The sequence below is a fragment of the Flavobacterium geliluteum genome, from assembly GCF_017948595.1.
Classification (GTDB): Bacteria; Bacteroidota; Bacteroidia; order Flavobacteriales; family Flavobacteriaceae; genus Flavobacterium; species Flavobacterium flavipigmentatum.
In genome coordinates this window covers 24,424-44,290 of sequence record NZ_JAGFBV010000002.1, presented here as the reverse complement: position 1 = coordinate 44,290, position 19,867 = coordinate 24,424, and the positions used below count along the sequence as shown (strand labels likewise).

12 protein-coding genes are annotated in these 19,867 nt (G+C 36.3%); all 12 read left to right on the top strand.

From position 1 onward, the window contains the following. The first annotated feature begins 266 nt into the window (after positions 1–266). Positions 267–2,432, top strand: a complete 2,166-nt coding sequence (locus tag J3495_RS01670; RefSeq protein WP_210664829.1) for an alpha-glucuronidase family glycosyl hydrolase — start codon at positions 267–269, stop codon at positions 2,430–2,432. Positions 2,433–2,449: 17 nt separating this feature from the next. Further along, complete coding sequence (locus J3495_RS01665) at positions 2,450–3,190, top strand: SDR family NAD(P)-dependent oxidoreductase (RefSeq protein ID WP_210664828.1); 741 nt, start codon at positions 2,450–2,452, stop codon at positions 3,188–3,190. A gap of 18 nt (positions 3,191–3,208) precedes the next feature. Then, positions 3,209–4,381, top strand: a complete 1,173-nt coding sequence (uxuA, locus tag J3495_RS01660) for a mannonate dehydratase (protein WP_317192625.1) — start codon at positions 3,209–3,211, stop codon at positions 4,379–4,381. 129 nt (positions 4,382–4,510) lie between these two features. Further along, positions 4,511–5,617 (top strand): endo-1,4-beta-xylanase, encoded by a 1,107-nt coding sequence (locus J3495_RS01655; protein WP_210664827.1) that lies wholly within the window; start codon positions 4,511–4,513, stop codon positions 5,615–5,617. A 251-nt stretch (positions 5,618–5,868) separates the two neighbouring features. After that, positions 5,869–7,302, top strand: a complete 1,434-nt coding sequence (locus J3495_RS01650) for an MFS transporter (RefSeq protein ID WP_210664826.1) — start codon at positions 5,869–5,871, stop codon at positions 7,300–7,302. A gap of 27 nt (positions 7,303–7,329) precedes the next feature. Next, on the top strand, positions 7,330–8,364 hold the full coding sequence (locus tag J3495_RS01645) for a glycoside hydrolase family 43 protein (protein WP_210664825.1): 1,035 nt from the start codon (positions 7,330–7,332) through the stop codon (positions 8,362–8,364). Between the two features lie 79 nt (positions 8,365–8,443). After that, positions 8,444–9,928 carry a xylulokinase gene (locus J3495_RS01640; protein ID WP_210664824.1) on the top strand — a complete coding sequence of 495 codons (1,485 nt, stop codon included), beginning with the start codon at positions 8,444–8,446 and terminating at the stop codon, positions 9,926–9,928. 7 nt (positions 9,929–9,935) lie between these two features. After that, a complete protein-coding gene (xylA, locus tag J3495_RS01635) occupies positions 9,936–11,261 on the top strand; it encodes a xylose isomerase (RefSeq protein WP_210664823.1) in 1,326 nt (441 codons plus the stop codon). Between the two features lie 278 nt (positions 11,262–11,539). Beyond that, positions 11,540–12,196: a fructose-6-phosphate aldolase gene (gene fsa / locus J3495_RS01630; RefSeq protein ID WP_210664822.1), complete on the top strand. Its 657-nt coding sequence runs from the start codon at positions 11,540–11,542 to the stop codon at positions 12,194–12,196. A gap of 570 nt (positions 12,197–12,766) precedes the next feature. Next, positions 12,767–15,856 (top strand): SusC/RagA family TonB-linked outer membrane protein, encoded by a 3,090-nt coding sequence (locus J3495_RS01625; protein WP_210664821.1) that lies wholly within the window; start codon positions 12,767–12,769, stop codon positions 15,854–15,856. Positions 15,857–15,868: 12 nt separating this feature from the next. After that, a complete protein-coding gene (locus J3495_RS01620) occupies positions 15,869–17,812 on the top strand; it encodes a RagB/SusD family nutrient uptake outer membrane protein (protein WP_210664820.1) in 1,944 nt (647 codons plus the stop codon). Positions 17,813–18,107: 295 nt separating this feature from the next. Continuing rightward, positions 18,108–19,838 carry a glycoside hydrolase family 43 protein gene (locus tag J3495_RS01615; protein WP_210664819.1) on the top strand — a complete coding sequence of 577 codons (1,731 nt, stop codon included), beginning with the start codon at positions 18,108–18,110 and terminating at the stop codon, positions 19,836–19,838. The last annotated feature ends 29 nt before the right edge of the window (positions 19,839–19,867 follow it).

Here is a 19,867-nt window from a genome sequence, read left to right as displayed (position 1 = left end):
ATAGGTATTAATAGGCTTTTTGATGAAAATTAAAACGTATTCAATCTGATTGCAACTACTGAAATGCTAGTTGACAACATTACTCTAGTTAAATTTTTAAGTTTTTATTTTTTTATTACGTTTTTTTTATATTTTTACACAACCGATTGCAAATGTTGTATTTTTTTTAATGCCATACTTTTTTAAGTATTTTTTTGCCAATAGCACGGTTTTAAGTATGAATTAACGAATTAGATGTAAATCAAAATAAAAAAATAATTAAGATAATGAGGCACACAAAAAAGACTTTGTTAGCATTTGTAATAGTGCTTTTTATAATTTCATGTTCTTCATGGGCTCAGAAGGATTATAAGTTATGGCTTCAGTATGATAAGATAACCAACTCCAAAATCCGTTCAGAATATACTACATCCATTACAGGAATCGTTGGTTTAGGAAATTCTGAAACTTCTAAAATTGCTGTGAAAGAATTAGAATTAGGCCTGAACAGTATGCTGGAAAAAAAATTAGAAGTAAAATCTAAGTTAGAAGGTCAAAATACTCTGGTTGTGGGAGCTCAGTCTGCTTTAAACCCTGAACTTCAAAAAGTAGTAGCATCTGATATAACTCAAATAAATGAGGAAGGTTTTGTAATTAAATCGGTTACCGTAAATAACGCAAAACATATTGTAATTACAGGAAAAAATGATGTAGGTGTTTTATACGGAGTTTACAGTTTTTTACGAAGGATTCAGACAAATAAATCCATCAAAAATCTGGAGATTACTGAGTCTCCAAAAATAAATCTCCGCATCTTAAATCATTGGGATAATTTAGATCGAACTATAGAACGTGGCTATGCGGGATTTTCTCTCTGGAATTGGCAAAAATTACCCGATTTTATTGATCAAAGGTATATAGATTATGCCAGAGCAAACGCTTCAATAGGTATTAACGGAACCGTTTTGACCAATGTAAATGCAAATGCTTTGATTCTTACACCTCAATATTTGGAAAAAGTGGAGGCGTTGGCTAATGTTTTTAGACCTTACGGAATAAAAGTGTATCTGACTGCCCGTTTTTCGGCTCCGGTTGAAATAGGTGGTTTAAAAACGGCTGACCCAAAAGACACCGCTGTTGCAAATTGGTGGAAAGATAAAGCGAAAAAAATCTACAAAATAATTCCCGATTTTGGCGGATTTTTGGTAAAAGCAAATTCAGAAGGTCAGCCAGGACCACAAAATTATGGCAGAAATCATGTTGATGGTGCCAATATGCTGGCAGATGCTGTCGCTCCTTTTGGGGGTGTGATTATGTGGAGGGCTTTTGTCTATTCAGAACACGATGCAAATGATAGAGCAAAACAGGCTTACGCCGAATTTCAGCCTTATGACGGTAAGTTTAGAGATAACGTGATTGTTCAAGTCAAAAATGGTGCGATTGATTTTCAGCCAAGAGAACCTTTTCACCCCTTGTTTGGCGCAATGCAAAAAACGCCTATTATGATGGAGTTTCAGATTACGCAGGAGTATCTCGGTTTTAGCACTCATTTGGTTTATCTCCCGCAATTATTTAAAGAAGTTTTAGATTCGGATACCTATCAAAAAGGGAAAGGTTCTACGGTTGCCAAAGTAGTTGATGGTTCTTTGTATAATGCTAAATTTACCGGAATTGCCGGAGTTTCAAACATTGGAAACGATCTCAACTGGACCGGACATCCTTTTGCGCAGGCAAATTGGTATGGCTTTGGCAGATTAGCATGGAATCCGTATTTAGATTCAGAAACAATTGCTGATGAATGGCTGAAATGTACTTTTTCCAATGATGAAAATTTTATCAAACCAGTAAAGGAAATGATGATAAAATCGCGTGAGACGGTTGTAAATTATATGACGCCTTTAGGTTTGCATCATATCATGGATACAGGGCATCATTATGGACCGGGGCCTTGGGTGGCCAATTTATCAAGACCAGAATGGAATCCCGTTTATTATCACAAAGCAGATAAAAACGGAATAGGTTTCGACAGATCAAAAACTGGCACGAATGCAACCTCGCAATACACACCGGAAATTGAGAAACTTTTTGATAACGTGGCAACTTGTCCTGAAAAAGATTTATTGTGGTTTCATCATGTCTCCTGGGATTATAAACTTAAAAATGGACAGACACTTTGGAACGGTTTATCGTTGAAATATCAAGAAGGTGTAGATCAGGTAAAAGAAATGCAAAACATTTGGAATAAAACTGAAAAGTATGTAGATGGCGAACGTTTTAAGGAGGTACAAATGTTATTAGAAATTCAATATAAAGAAGCAAAATGGTGGCGAGATGCATGTTTGCTTTATTTTCAACAGTATTCGGGTAAAGAATTACCCGCCGGAGTAGAGAAACCCACACAAACTTTAGAGTATTTTCAATCCTTAAAATTTCCTTTTGCACCTGGAAATTAATATTCAAATTAAAAAATATGAGCATAAAAAAAACAGCAATTGTAACCGGAGGAAATTCAGGTTTGGGTTTTGCAACAGCAAAAAAATTATGTGATAACGGCATAACAACTTACGTAATCGGAAGATCAAAAGAAAAAACAGAAGAAGCTTGTCAAGAAATAGGCAAAAATGCAATTCCGGTTTTATTTGATCTGAATGATATAGCGGGAATCCCTGCCATGATTGAGAAATTGACTAAAAATACGCCGATTGATATTTTGGTAAATAATGCAGGGATCAATCTCAAAAAAGAGTTTCTGGATGTCACCGATGAAGATTTTTTATCGATAATTCATACCAACCTTTTAAGTGTTTTTGCAGTGAGTAAAGCCGTTGTAAAAAACATGAAAGAAAATAAGGGAGGAAACATTATTAATATCAGTTCGATGGCATCGCAATATGGTATTCCCAAAGTCATTGCTTATTCGGCCAGCAAAGGTGCGATCGAATCGATGACAAGAGCAATGGCGGTAGAATTGGCTCCTTTTGGTATTCGTGTCAATTGTGTTGCACCTGGTTTTATCAAAACCAAAATGTCGGCGAAAGCTTTAGATAATGATCCCGAAAGAAAAAATAAAGTGCTGGGCAGAACGCCAATGGGAATCTTAGGAGAACCATCTGATATTGCAGATGCTGTTTTTTATTTTGCATCAAACGAATCGAAATTTACAACTGGAACTGTACTGCCTGTAGACGGTGGTAACAGTATTGGTTTTTAATTATAATACAGACATACCATGATAAAAATGCAGCAAACCATGCGCTGGTTTGGTCCACAAGACAAAGTTAGTTTATTAGATATTAAGCAAGCCGGAGCAACCGGAATTGTAACCGCTTTGCACCAAATTCCTGTTGGAGAAGTTTGGAGAGTTGAAGACATTATAGAAAGGCAGCAAATAATAAAAAATGCCGGAATGCAATGGGTGGTGGTAGAAAGTCTGCCTGTTCATGAAGAAATAAAAAGAGCGTCAGGTAATTATTTGCAATACATCGAGAACTATAAAATTAGTATCAAAAACCTTGCAGATTGTGGCATCAAAACTATTACGTATAACTTTATGCCTATTTTAGACTGGGTTCGTACCGATCACAGTTTTATCAATCAAGACGGAAGTAAAGCGCTGTTGTACAATAAAGATGCTTTTACTTATTTTGATTTGTATCTTTTAAAAAGACCCAATGCGGAGACAGATTATTCTGAAACAGACAAAAATAATGCATTACAGTTTGGCAGTAAACTTTCTGAAGAAGAAAAAGCAGTACTTTTTAAAAATGTATTGTTGGGATTGCCGGGAAGTAAAATTAATTTCACAACAGAACAAATCCTTACTTTACTAGATAATTACGCTGATATTGATAATGAAAGATTAAGAAAAAATCTGATTTACTTTTTATCAGAAGTAGCTCCTATTGCAGAAAAGTATCAGGTAAAATTAGCCATTCATCCAGATGATCCGCCATTTTCAGTTTTAGGTTTGCCCCGAATTGTGTCGACTGAAAATGATATCAAATCGATTTTTGAGGCTGTACCTTTAAACGCCAACGGATTGTGTTATTGCACCGGTTCTTTGGGTGCAAACCCCAAAAACAATCTGGAAAAAATTATTGACGATTATGGAGATCGCATTCATTTTTTGCATCTAAGAAATACGATAAGAGAGAATGAAAATGTTTTTAGAGAATCAGAACACTTAAATGGAGACGCCAAAATGGCTGCGATTGTCGAAAAAATAGTGTTGATGATGAACCAGCGAAATGTGAGTTTGCCAATGCGTCCTGATCACGGTTTTTTGCATAGCATTGAGGAAGGAGAGGATCAATATCCCGGCTATTCTTTGGTAGGAAGACTCAAAGGACTGGCAGAACTTAGAGGCCTCGAAATGGGTATTGTTTACAAGTTAGCTCAGTAGATTTTCAAAAAAAAACATTACAGTTTGCCAAATATTTACAATTGTTTGTGAATATGATTGACGCCGACATTATTGTTTAATTTCTAAGTTGCCTCCAAATAAATTTTAACCTAACAAAAAACCATAAAAATGAGAGTACTTAACCACTATTTATTGCTATTATCGCTTCTTATTTTAAACAGTTGCGCTTCTAAAGAAGAGGTTTCTTTAAAAAATACTTACAAAGATGATTTTTACATCGGAGCAGCTTTGAGTGCCAGTCAAATTGAAGAAAAAGAGGTCAAAACAGATTCTTTGATCACCAAGGAGTTTAATAGTATTACAGCGGAGAATATCATGAAATCGATGTACATACATCCTTCTAAAGATAAGTACGATTTTACATTATCGGATAAATTTGTGGCTTATGGCGAAAAAAATAAAATGTTTATTCACGGTCATACTTTGATCTGGCACAGCCAATTGGCACCTTGGATGGAGCAAATAAAAGATAGTACCGAGATGAAAGCTTTTATGAAAGATCATATCTCAACGATAGTTTCTAAGTACAAAGGCAGAATCAATTCTTGGGATGTTGTCAACGAAGCTTTAAACGAAGATGGAACGTTAAGAAAATCAATTTTTTTGAATGTACTGGGTGAAAATTATCTGGCTGATGCTTTCAAATTGGCAGAAAAAGCAGACCCTCAAGTACAGCTGTATTATAACGATTATAACATAGAAGAACCTGCTAAAAGAGAAGGTGCCATTACATTAATAAAAAAAATAAAAGCAGCTGGCGCTAAAGTTAATGGTGTTGGTATTCAGGCACATTGGAAGTTAGACCGTCCATCTTTGGAAGTAATCGAAGAAAGCATTCTGGCTTATTCGGCTCTGGGTCTAAAAGTAGCTTTTACAGAATTAGACATCACGGTTTTGCCAAATCCCTGGGATTTAAGAGGTGCTGATGTAAATCAAAATTTTGAAGGGAATGCCAAAATGAATCCGTATGCAGAAAAAATTCCTGATTCTATTCAGACCAAACTGGCAGACCGATACGCCTCTATCTTTAAATTATTCCTAAAACATAAAGATAAAATTAGCAGAGTGACCTTTTGGGGAGTAGATGATAAACAATCGTGGCTTAATGATTGGCCTATAAAAGGGAGAACTAATTACCCTTTATTGTTTGACGCCAAAATGCAGCCTAAAAAAGCATATTTTAGTGTTGTGAATTTAAAGCAAACTAAACAATAATTTAGGCTAAAAAGAACTTATTAATACAGAATAATTAACAATTGATTGTTTTTATTTCAGATTCTAAAATAATCATGTCGTAATTTTTTTATTCCGTATTTTTATATACATTTACACAACCGATTGTTTAAAACTAAAATTCTTTTAAAAACCTGCTTTGGTTGTATGAAGAACTAAGATGATTACTTTAACTATTGTTATAAAAAAAACAGTTTTTGATCGGAAGCTAACCCCAATAACCACAACCCATAATGAGTAACATTTCACACAAATTATCTATTAAAGAAAAAATAGGATACAGCTTAGGTGATTTAGCAGCTAACTTAGTCTTTCAGACCTTGATGACGTATCTGGCTTATTTTTATACCGATATATATGGATTATCTCCTACGGATTCTTCTATTATCATGCTGGTAGTGGGACTAATTGCAGCCTTTATTTTTAACCCTATTATTGGCGTTTTGGCAGATCGAACTTTTACGAAATGGGGAAAATTCAGACCTTGGATTTTGGCAACGGCAATTCCGTTAGGAGTGATCGCCTTGTTAGCTTTTACCACACCTGATTTTTCATACAAAGGAAAAGTGATTTACGCAGTAGTCACATATACATTATTGTTATTGTTTTATGCTGGTAATAATTTGCCTTATTCGGCTTTAAGTGGAGTTATTACAGGCGATATGCGCGAAAGAAACAGTTTGTCATCGTATCGTTTTGTGGCGGTTATGTTTGCCCAGTTTTTTGTGCAGGTTTTTATGCTTGGGATTATCAAAAGCGCTGGAAATGGTGACAAAGCAATTGGTATCGAAAAAGTCATGACCGTCTTGGCGATCATTGGTACCATCATGTTATTAATCACTTTTTTTACTACAAAAGAACGCATTATTCCAAAACCGGAACAAAAATCAAGCATTAAAGAAGATCTACAGGATTTGACAAAAAACAAACCTTGGATGATCATGCTCAGTCTTACAACATTAGTTTTTATCACTCTTGCCATGAAAGGCGGCGCGTATGTATATTACTTCGAAAATTATGTCAATAAAGATCAGTTAGCCACTTTTATACAACCAATTTTAGAAGTATTAGCCAGTTTGGGATTGAATCAGTTTGGGAATGATCCTATTGCAGCGGGATTTGGATTGTTTAATGCAGGTGGTATTATTTTTATGATAGTTGGAATTACCTTATCTAAAAAATTAGCCGATAAATATGGCAAGCGCAATGTATTTGCGACGTTTTTATTTATTTCGACGCTGTTTATTATCGCTTTTTATTTTTTTGAAAAACAGTCTGTTAGCCTCATGTTTTATTCTCAAATTCTCCACGGATTTTTCTATGGTATCACCATCCCGATTCTGTGGGCCATGATTGCAGATGTTGCAGATTATTCAGAATGGTTAAATAATCGTCGCGCCACTGCTATCATTTTTTCTGCAATGATGGTAGGTCTAAAAGCAGGTTTAAGCATAGGAGGCGCTTTGACCACATCTTTTCTGGGCTATTATCATTATCAACCCAATTCTTTAATTCAAACCGATACTGCTATTAATGGTATCAAATTATTGGTTAGTATTTTTCCGGCCATGCCTTTTTTAATTGGCGTTGCCTTGTTGTTTTTCTATAAAATTAATAAAAAAATGGAAGTACAGATAGAATCGGATTTAAAAGAAAGAAGAACTTAATTAGTATTAAAAAATAAAGATATCACGATGCCTGAAGATAGTATTGAGCAAGTTAATTTCGAAGAGATTAATAAAAAAGCCATTTCACAACCCTTAGTTTCCAATATTTATACTGCTGATCCATCGGCACACGTATTCAATAATAAAATTTATATTTATCCTTCACATGATATAGATGCCGGTATTCCGTTTAATGATAATGGGGATCATTTTGGTATGGAAGACTATCATGTTTTTTCGATGGAAACCATTAAATCAGAAGCTGTAGATCATGGAGTGGCTTTGCATGTAGCGGATGTAGCTTGGGCAGAAAAGCAAATGTGGGCACCCGATGCAGCCTGCAAAAACGGAAAATATTATTTGTATTTTCCGGCAAAACGCGCCAACGGAATTTTTCAGATTGGGGTAGCAATTAGCGATTCACCGGAAGGTCCTTTTACTCCTGAGCCGGGACCAATTGCGGGAAGTTACAGTATTGATCCTGCTGTTTTTGAGGATGAAGACGGAAAGTATTACATTTATTTTGGCGGTATTTGGGGTGGACAACTTCAAAAATACCGAGCCAATACCTATGATCCAGATTGTGAAGAACCTTCTAAAAACGAACCTGCGTTAGGACCAATTGTGGCACTTCTTACCGAGGATATGTTAGAATTTGCAGAAACGCCAAAAGAAATTCAGATTCTAGATGAAAACGGAAAAAATATCCTTGCAGGAGATAATGATCGTCGTTTTTTTGAAGCATCGTGGGTGCACAAATACAACGGCAAATATTATTTTTCTTATTCAACAGGTGATACACATTTTATTTGTTATGCAACGGGAGATAATCCGTATGGGCCTTTTACTTATCAGGGAAGAATTCTAAATCCTGTGATTGGATGGACTTCTCATCACTCGATTTGTAAAGTAGACAATGAGTGGTATTTATTTTACCATGATTCGAGTTTATCAAAAGGCGTGACCCATTTGCGAAGTATCAAAGTTACCAAAATTGAGTATTTGGAAGATGGTTCAATCGTGACCATAAATCCATACGGAATGGCAGGAATAGCAGATTAAGAAGGCTGCTTTTGATTAAAGAACAATTTTATAAAGTATTATTTATTAAATTTATAAATGATAAAAAAACGTATAAATTATGTATTACCTAGGTTATGATATTGGAAGTTCTTCTGTAAAAGTGGCTTTAGTAGAGGCTTTTACGGGCAAAAAGATAGTTGTTTTGCATGAACCTCAAAACGAAATGGAAATCGTATCCTTGCAGCCGGATTGGGCAGAGCAGGATCCTGAGATTTGGTGGCAATACATTTGCGTAGCTACCAAAAGAGCCATTTTAGAGGCCAATATCGATGCTTCAAAAATTCTTGGAATCGGTATTTCTTACCAGATGCACGGATTGGTTATTGTTGATAAGGATTACAATTCGTTGCGAAATGCGATCATTTGGTGCGACAGCCGTGCAGTTGCTATTGGTGATAAGGCTTTTGATGATTTAGGAAAAGAAAAATGCATGCAACATTTGCTAAATTCTCCTGGGAATTTTACCGCCTCGAAACTAAAATGGGTCAAAGAAAATGAACCCGAAATTTACAGTAAAATTTACAAATACATGTTGCCTGGGGATTATATCGCCTCTAAACTTACGGGCGAGATTACGACCACCAAAAACGGTCTTTCTGAAGGAATGCTTTGGGATTATACAGAAAACAAAGTTGCCCAATGGCTGCTGGAATATTATGGAATAGATCCGTCATTGACCCCGAAAATTGTCGAAAATTTTACAGATCAGGGTTTGGTGACAGCACAAGCTTCTAAAGAGTCGGGGCTTCCTGTTGGTATTCCTGTGGTTTACCGCGCTGGAGATCAGCCCAACAATGCCTTGTCTCTTAATGTTTTAAATCCGGGTGAAGTGGCGGCAACAGGCGGTACTTCGGGTGTTTTTTACGCCGTTAGCGATAGTGCTGCAGGAAATAAAAGCACTAGAGTAAATAATTTTGTACATGTAAATGATGCTGTTGCATCGCCAAGAATTGGCAAATTACTCAACATCAACGGAGCAGGTATTCAGTACCGTTGGCTGCGTAATAATATGGGCACAGAAACCTATGAAACCATGAACCGAAAGGCTTCAAAAATTGGGATTGGTGCCGATGGAGTAGTGGTGATTCCATTTGGTAATGGCGCTGAGCGTATGTTCTACAATAAAACGATCGGTACTCATTTTTTAAATCTGAATTTAAACATTCACAGCAGTGCCCATTTATTTCGAGCATCGCTGGAAGGTATCGCTTTTTCTTTTGTGTATGGAATGGAATGTCTGAAGGATGATAATGCCGCCATCAATGTAATACGAGCTGGAAATGATAACCTTTTTCGATCAGAAATTTTTTCGAATACCGTGGCAACTTTAATCGGACATGAAATTGAAATTTACAATACAACAGGCGCAGTAGGAGCTGCCAGAGCCGTTGGACTAAGGGATGGTGATTTTGAAAAATTTGGATCAAGTATTACCACCAACGATCATGTTATGACTTTTTTACCTCTAAAAAACAAAGAGCCTTACGAGAAAGCATATCAAAAATGGAAACAAGAATTAGAATTAATACTAACACATAAATAAGATACAAATGATAGTTTTAGGTAATAAAGAATACTACAAAGGCATAGGTCAAATTAAGTTTGAAGGAAAAGAATCCGACAATCCTCTGGCTTTTAAATATTACAATCCGGAACAGGTTGTGGCAGGAAAAACCATGCGTGAACATTTTAGATTTGCTATTGCATACTGGCACACGTTCTGTGGGCAAGGAAGCGATCCGTTTGGGCCAGGAACGCAAAGATTTGCCTGGGATCAATCGACAGACCCTATTCAGGCCGCAAAAGATAAGGCAGATGCTGCTTTTGAGTTTATCAGCAAAATGGGTTTTGATTATTTCTGTTTTCACGATTATGACTTGGTTGCCGAAGGTCCGACTTTTGTAGAATCTGAAAGACGTCTGGCTACGATTACAGAATATTTAAAACAGAAAAAAGCCGAATCTGGTATCAAGTTGCTTTGGGGAACTTCTAACTGTTTCTCAAATCCTAGATTTATGAATGGAGCAGCGACCAACCCCGATTTTAATGTGGTTGCCCGAGCGGGCGGACAAGTAAAACTGGCCTTGGATGCTACTATTGCATTAGACGGAGAAAATTACGTATTTTGGGGTGGTAGAGAGGGATATATGTCTTTATTAAACACTGATATGGGCAGAGAATTAGACCACATGGCACAATTCTTGACTATGTCCAGAGACTACGCAAGAGCCCAAGGTTTTAAAGGAACGTTTTTTATCGAGCCAAAACCAATGGAACCTTCAAAACACCAGTACGATTTTGATTCGGCGACAGCTATTGGCTTTTTACGCGAATACGGATTGGATAAAGATTTTAAAATTAATATTGAAGTGAATCACGCTACTTTGGCTCAACACACTTTTCAGCATGAACTGGAAGTGGCTGCAAAAGCAGGAATGTTAGGAAGCATCGATGCCAACAGAGGCGATTACCAAAATGGCTGGGATACGGATCAATTTCCTAACAACATTCAGGAAACTACCGAGGCAATGCTTGTTTTCTTAAAAGCGGGTGGCCTGCAAGGCGGTGGTGTTAACTTTGATGCAAAAATAAGAAGAAATTCTACCGATCTTGAAGATGTTTTCTTGGCTCATATTGGCGGTGCTGATACTTTTGCAAGAGCACTTTTGACCGCAGATAAAATCATCACGTCTTCTCCTTACGAAAAATTAAGAAAAGAAAGATACAGTTCATTCGATTCTGGAAAAGGAAAGGATTTTGCTGATGGAAAATTAAATCTTCAGGATTTATACAAAATTGCTCACGAAAACGGAGAATTAAATCTTCAAAGTGGCAAACAGGAATTGTTTGAAAACATCATCAACCAATATATTTAATCTCTAAGGTTGTTGAGAGCATTTTATAAGGAAATTAAAGTTCGGTTCTTTTTTGTGTGATAGCTGTAAAACGTTAAAAATGAAATTTAGTTAGTGGTTTCTTTTTTAATTTTCTATCCCAATAAAAGATCAAAAAAACTGGTTATCAGGTTTTTTTCGGATACTTTAGTTTCCTTATTTTTTTTCCAAAAATTTATTTTATATCTGAATAAGTATTTTACGATGCTTATAATCAATATTTTAGAAAGCAATAATTAACCAAACCAAAAAACACAAAAATGAAATTTTTTATTGATACAGCAAATTTAGAAGATATTAAAGAAGCTCAGGCTCTGGGGGTTCTGGATGGCGTAACTACAAACCCCTCTCTCATGGCAAAAGAAGGTATTGTGGGCAAAGACAATATTCTAAAACATTACCTTGATATTTGTAATATTGTCGATGGCGATGTTTCGGCAGAAGTTATTTCAACAGATTTTGACGGAATGATCAAAGAAGGATTGGAACTCGCTGAGTTGCACGAACAAATTGTGGTAAAATTGCCAATGATTGCAGACGGAATTAAAGCTTGTAAATACTTTTCTGATAGAGGAATCAGAACCAATGTTACTTTGGTCTTTTCGGCAGGTCAGGCTTTATTGGCCGCCAAAGCTGGCGCTACTTATGTGTCGCCATTTCTGGGAAGATTAGATGATGTCTCAACAGACGGAATGCATTTAATAGCCGAAATAAGGGAGATTTATGATAATTATAATTTTCAAACTCAAATACTTTCGGCTTCTATACGTCACACGATGCATATTGTAAACTGCGCAAAAGTTGGGTCTGATGTGATGACTGGGCCATTATCGGCAATTAAAGGTTTACTCAAGCATCCGCTAACAGATATTGGGTTAAAACAATTTATAGAAGATGCCAAAAAGATGAATTTGTAAAAAAAAATTACTAAGTTTTAAGTTCAATTCAAACAAAAAATTAGAAGTATAATTTCAAAAAATAGTCCTTATTTAGTTTTTAAACTAATTTTAAACTCCTTTTCAAATTGATATTGAAAAGGAGTTTTTGTTGTATAAACAACCGATTGTTTGTTTTAAAGGGTTTTTAATGAATATTAGAAACAGAATTAATATCAGGTATATTCATATTCGCAATCGATATCATTTTATGTATTCTCTATTTTAGTACTATTTGTATTTCATTTTTACTGGCTACTGTTGATGGATAGCAAGTTTTTTAGGTTTTTTTGTTTTATGATTTTTTTAAAGAATCTAAAAAAACTTCTTTAAATCATTAAAATTTTATTTAAAAAGGATTGAGCGTTTATGGATTGTTTAAATATTTATATTTAAAAATATATAGAATGTTTTTTTGAACGTATTTTTTTTGTTAATTCGTAAAAAAAAATACAAACAACCGATTGTGTATTAATTGTTTTTTTTATATTTGTTGTAAATACACTAATTAACCAAACCGAAATCGAATTTTAACTATTTAAATCAATTTTTATGAATAACCTTTTCGTTACAAGTAAAGCGAAGCATCTAAAATGCTTTTGTTTTTTGATCTTAATGTTTGTGTTGTCACTTCATTCGAGTGCACAGACTAAAGTAACAGGCATGGTATCGGATGCAAGTGGTCCAATTCCGGGAGCTAATGTAAATTTAAAAGGAACAAAAAATGGAGTAAGTACCAGTTTTGATGGTAATTATTCTATTACTGTGCCTTCCAACGGAGTTCTTGTTTTTAGTTTCTTAGGCTTAAAAAGCAAAGAAATTGCTGTAAACGGGCAAACCGTAATAAATGTAACTCTCGAAGAAGATTCCAGTCTTTTGAAAGAGGTTGTGGTAATCGGGTATGGAACGCAGATGAAAGAAGCTGTAACGGGCTCTGTAGCGTCTATTGGCGGCAAGGAATTAAATGATGTGCCTGCCGCAAACGTTACACAGGCATTACAAGGCAGGTTGCCTGGTGTAGAGCTTACACAGACTTCATCAAAACCGGGAGCTTCAATGCAGATCCGTATTCGTGGAACAAGGTCTCTTACAGGAAGCAACGATCCGTTAATTGTACTTGATGGAGTGCCATTTGCGGGTTCAATTGGCGATATTAATCCGGTGGATATTAAATCGGTTGATATTCTAAAAGATGCTTCTGCAACCGCTATTTATGGTTCACGTGGTGCCAATGGAGTTATATTAATTACCAGTAATAAAGGGCGTAAAAATCAAAAAGCTAGGTTTAATTATAATGCGTTTAGCGGTATCAAACAAGTCTTTGGTAAATACGATATGATGGATGGCGCTAAGTTTGGAGCACTTCGTGATTACGCTGGTTTGTATACAGATGGTGTTGATGAATCCAGAGGTACGAACACAGATTGGCAGGACTCGCTTTACGGCGCTGGAGAAATGATTAGCCATGATGTGAGCGTTTCCGGAGGTAGTGAGCGCGGATCTTACAATGCAGGTTTAGGCTATTATAAAGAAGAGTCTGTATTACCGGGCCAAAAATATGAGCGTTTTAGCCTTAGAGCAGGTCTAGACCAGCAGCTGGGATCGGCTTTTCGTATGGGATTCAATACAAATAGCAATTACGCGGTTACAAATGGAGACAACATTGGCACGGGAACGATCTTAGGAACTTCGCCTTTGGCTAATCCTTACAATGCAGACGGATCTTTAAAAAGAACTGTTAGAATGGGCGCAGACGATCAATGGGTTTATACCAGAGAATCTATTAATAACCTTGGTGATTCTTATGTGAATTTAAACAGAGCTTTTAGTTCGTATAACAATATTTTTGCAGAACTTAAAATTCCTGGTGTTGAAGGTTTAAAGTACAGAATAAACACGGGATTAAATTTACGTGTCGCTAATAATGGTTATTATGAAGGACAAGGTGTATTTGACGTAAACCCTGCTACAATATCAAACGCTTCTATTAGCAATACTTTATCGACTCAATGGCTTATTGAAAACTTGTTAACTTATGACAAGACTTTTGCTCAAAAGCATACTATTAATTTTGTCGGATTATATTCGAATGAGCAGTTTACAGGAAATACTTCTCAAATATCAAGAAACGGAATCACTTCGGATGCATTTCAGTTTTACAACTTAGGACAAAGTGAAGAAGAGGCCGTTATAAATCCGGCCAATCAGGACTATACACAATGGGGTTTACGATCTTACATGGCGAGAGCAATGTATTCATTCGACAACCGCTACTTTATTTCAGGAACCATTCGTTCTGATGGTTCATCAAGATTATCCAAAGGAAATAAATGGGTAACTTATCCGGCTGTTTCTGCAGGATGGACAGTTTCTAATGAATCTTTTATGAAAAAGTTTTCAAAAGTAAGTTTGCTGAAATTACGTGCAGGATACGGTGAAACTTCCAATCAGGCTGTTAATCCCTATGCTACTTTGGGAGCTTTAAGTACGAGACCCTATAATTTTGGAACAACTAATTCTACCGGTGTTTATGTTACCGAATTGCCTAATCCAGATTTAGGTTGGGAGTTTTCTACAACTTGGAACTATGGAATAGATTTTGGATTCTTTAATAATCGTTTGTCAGGTACAATTGAATATTATAAAACAAATACAAAAGATCTTTTGCAAAGAGTGGGTTTACCGGCAACATCGGGTGTTAGCAGTTATGTAGCAAACGTTGGGGAAAGCGAAAATAAAGGTTACGAAATCTCTTTAAATGGTGTCATTTTAGACAATCCAAAAGGGTTAAGCTGGACCGTTGGATTTAATTTATATGCAAATCAGAATAAACTCGTGGCACTTGCTTCTGGATCACAAAGAGATGAGGCGAACTCATGGTTTGTAGGTTATAATATAAATTCTATCTATGATTACGAAAAAGTAGGCATCTGGCAGGAAGGTGATCAATATATGTCTATTTTAGAGCCAGGTCCAACGGGTATAAACCAACAAGGAACAGTAGTAGGATCTATAAAAGTAAAATATACAGGAGATTTTAATGCAGATGGTTCACCAACACGCGCAATTAATGCAAGTGACAGACAAATTATCGAGACTGACCCTGATTTTCAAGGTGGTTTTAATACAAATCTAACGTATAAAGGTTTTGATTTTTCTGCTGTTGGAGCATTCAAAAGCGGAGGGGTTTTGGTGAGTACACTTTACGGTGGCGCCAGTTACCTTAATTTACTTAACGGACGCAGAAGCAATGTCGATGTAGATTATTGGACACCCGACAACAGAGATGCTGAATATCCAAATCCAAGAGGTATTAGAAGCGGTGATAATCCAAAATATATGTCAACAATGGGTTATTTTGATGCCTCTTATGTAAAAATCAGAGCCTTAACTTTAGGATATACTTTAGATCAGGAGTTTATGAGAAATTTAGGTATTGAGAAACTTAGACTTTATTTTACGGCACAAAATCCTTTTGTACTTTTCTCTCCTTACCACAAACAGTCTGGAATGGATCCGGAAACCAATTCGTTTGGAGATGAAAATCAGGCAGTAGCTTCCTATCAGCGTAGATTTCTGGTTATTGGAACAAATACACCGACTACCAGAAATTATTTATTCGGACTTAATTTAACATTTTAATCAAGAAGAGCCATGAAACGATATATTTTTAAAAATTTAATTATAGGATCAGTAGTTTTGTTTTCCTTTGCAGGCTGCTCTGATATTTTAGAAGAAAAACCACATGATTTTTATGAGCCTGGCTATTTTAAAACAGAACAGGGCGTATTGCAGGGATTAACTTCACATTATGCTCACTTGCGCTACATCTACGGACAAGCCTATTTTTATAATGCCAGCCAGACTGGTACAGATGAAGCAACCTACGGACAACAGGCCGACGGAAATTTTAAAGATCATGACTTATCCGGAGTTGGGGTGATAAATCCAAACTCGAGTCGTTCTGATGTATTGTGGAATAATTCGTATAACGATATAAATACTGCCAGCGGAATTATCGAAAATGGCGCAGCAGTGGGTATTTCAAACAGTCTTATTGCAGAATCTAAATTTTTCAGAGCTTTTGATTATTTTTTATTAGTGCAAACTTTTGGAGGTGTTCCTTTGGATTTAGGAGCGGGTGAACTTAAATTTAACAGTAAACCGTCAAGATCTTCAAAACGAAATACAGTAACTGAGGTGTATACCAAAGCTGTTTTTCCAGATTTGATAGCGGCTGTAAACGAACTTCCGGATGCCCCACGTCTAACAGGTACAGCAACTAAAACTCTAGCTCGTTTAATATTAGCAAAGGCTTATCTGACTTATGGATGGTGGTTAGAAAATCCAAATAATATTCCGACCTATCCTGATACGCCAAGAACAGATCCTGATGGGCACAATGCGCAATGGTATTTTCAGAAGGCGTATGATGTAGCGATAGAAGGAATTAATAATCCTGGACCGTATGCATTACTGGATTATTTTTATGATGTTAGCTTAGGATCTAATGACCGTAATAAAGAGATGATGCTTTACGCCGATCATACACAGGACAGCGAATATTATAACGGAGGAAGCCTTTCATTTGGTAGCGGTGGTGCACCGGATAATTTTGCAGGCTGGATGGGAACATGGAATTATACCGCCATAAGAAGCAAAAATGCTGCGGGAGCTTCGGTTTCTTCTGTGCAACGAGCTGCCGATCAATTCTTAGGACGCCCGTGGGTAAGAATGGCGCCACCAATAGAAGTTTTTACAAATACTTTTGCAGATAAAACAAATGATTCAAGATACGACGGGACATTTACTTCGGCTTACCGTGGAAATTGGAATCTTACAGGAACTGGGCTAACCACCGTGCCAACATTGTACAATGCTAATGGATTACCAATACAACCAGGCGATGCAATTGTTACTTTTCTTAATCAGGAACCAGCTACCCCAATTACATATCCAACGGGAGCAGGTGATAATGGTGTAGGCGCAGGAGTTTTACCAGGCAGATCTGATTATGTAATTTCTCCGTTAGGAATAAACAGAATCGTATATCCTGGTTTATGGAAATTAGGACCTTATCGTACAGATAATACAGGAGGATTAGGACAGCCAAATGCCGGAAGTACCCGACCATTTGCAGTGGCAAAATTTTCAGAACTTTATTTTGTTGCAGCAGAAGCGGCGGTAAAGGGAGCAACGGGTACTTTGACTGCCAGAAATCTTATCAATGTAATACGCGCACGTGCCGGAAAATGGCGTTGGGATAATAATGGAAGAGTGGCAAAAATTGCAGATAACAGCGTCGCATTAACAAATGCAACTCCTGCTGTAATTGACATTAATTATATTCTAGCAGAACGCTCTCGCGAATACTTTGGTGAAGGCTACCGTTGGTATGATTTAGTAAGAACTCAAAAATGGAATGAATTGGCCGGAAAATATTCAATTGGTGGATCTAATTACGGAGATCACACTCCACAAGTTATCACTAGAACGATAGATGCTCATCACTATTTGCGCCCAATACCGCAAGGACAATTAGATGGTATGGAAATGTCAGCAGCAGAAAAACAAGCCTACCAAAATCCTGGTTATTAATATAGTTTGATAGAAAAGGACTTTTACTTTGACTGTAAAAGTTGACTTTACGAAATAATGCATAGTTGAGTTTTTAAGTTTGATTAGTTAAGCCGGGAATAACTTTCCCGGCTTTTAAACGGAATTCAATTTTGATAGACGATCGGCTTCAAAAAAAGTACTTTTTATAAGTAATATTTGGAAGCAAATTTAAATAAAAGATATTTCTGGAAGTAATGAATTATCTTTAATTGAGTATTTTTAAAACAAAGCAAAACCTCTTTTTGAGGCGGTACTAACATTAGAACAACCACAAATGAAACAACGACAATTACTTTTTTTACTAGGATTATTGTTTCTCTTTTCTTTTAAAGGAGTTACAGTTAAAGATACAATTACAGGAAAACAGAAAATAAAATCGCCTGTTTTTTCGAATGTTATTTATCAGGGAGACGATGCTATTTATAAAAATAATCCATTAAAGGCAGATGAGTTTTATTCTCCAATTTTGCAAGGATGTTATCCAGATCCTGCGATTACCAGAAAAGGAGACGATTATTACATGGTCTGTTCTTCATTTGCCATGTTTCCTGGAGTTCCAATTTTCCATTCGAAAGATTTAGTAAATTGGACAGACTTGGGGGGCGTTCTAAATAACGTTAACGAATTTAATCCACACGATACAGGTATCAGCCAAGGCGTTTATGCACCGGGAATAACTTACAATCCGCACAATGATACTTTTTATATGATTGTGACCGCTTTTACAGGAGGTCTTGGAAATATTATAGTAAAAACCAAAGATCCGATGAAAGGATGGGGAAGTCCAATTAAATTAGATTTTGGAGGAATAGACCCTTGTATTTTCTTTGATGACAATGGCAAAGGCTACATCGTGCACAATGATGCTCCCGACAAAGGCAAAGAATTGTATCAGGGACACCGCGTAATAAAAGTTTGGGAATATGATGTTGCAGCTGATAAAGTGATTCCGGGCACAGATAAAATTATTGTTGATGGAGGTGTTGATCTTTCTAAAAAACCAATCTGGATTGAAGCGCCACATTTGTATAAAAAAGAGGGTCGTTATTATTTAATGTGTGCCGAAGGGGGTACTGGAGGTAATCACAGTGAGGTGATTTTTGTAAGTGACAGCCCAAAAGGACCTTTTGTACCTTCCTCCAATAATCCGATCCTTACACAAAGATATTTTCCAAAAGACAGGGTCAATAAAGTAGATTGGGCAGGACATGCTGACTTAGTAGTAGGGCCAGACAATAAATATTATGGCGTCTTTTTGGGTATTCGTCCTAATGACAAAGATCGTGTAAATGCAGGACGTGAAACATTTATGTTGCCTGTAGACTGGTCAGGAGTTTTTCCTGTTTTTGAAAACGGATTAGTTCCTATGGGACCAAAATTAAAAATGCCTAAAGGAGTCGAAAATAAAACGGGCAAAGAAGGCTTTTTTCCTAATGGCAACTTTACGTTTACCGAAAATTTTACAACCGAAAAATTAGACTATCGTTGGATAGGCCTCAGAGGACCACGAGAAAATTTTATTTCCATAACAAAAAAAGGATTAGAGATTAAGCCATTCGAAGTAAATATTAAAGAAATTAAACCTACTTCTACACTTTTTTACAGACAACAGCACAATACTTTTTCTTTTTCGACCACACTTGATTATCAACCCTCTTCAGAAAAGGATCTTGCCGGAATTGTGTGTTTGCAGAGCGAGCGATTTAATTATGTATTTGGTGTAACAAAAAAAGGGAATGATACTTATATCGTGTTGCAGAGAACAGAAAATGGGCAATCAACCATTGTTGCAAGTGCTAAAATTGACATCAAAAAGAGCCTTCGTTTGCAGGTTAAAGCCACAGGTGATAGTTATGAATTTGGTTATGCCTTAAACGGAGTTGATTTTGTAAACTTAGGCGGAAGTGTTTCGGGAGATATTTTGTCAACAAATGTAGCCGGAGGTTTTACAGGTGCCTTAATAGGATTATACGCTACGGCTGCAAATGATGCTCAACCAGAATAAAAAAATATCAAATTGCAATCGTATTAATT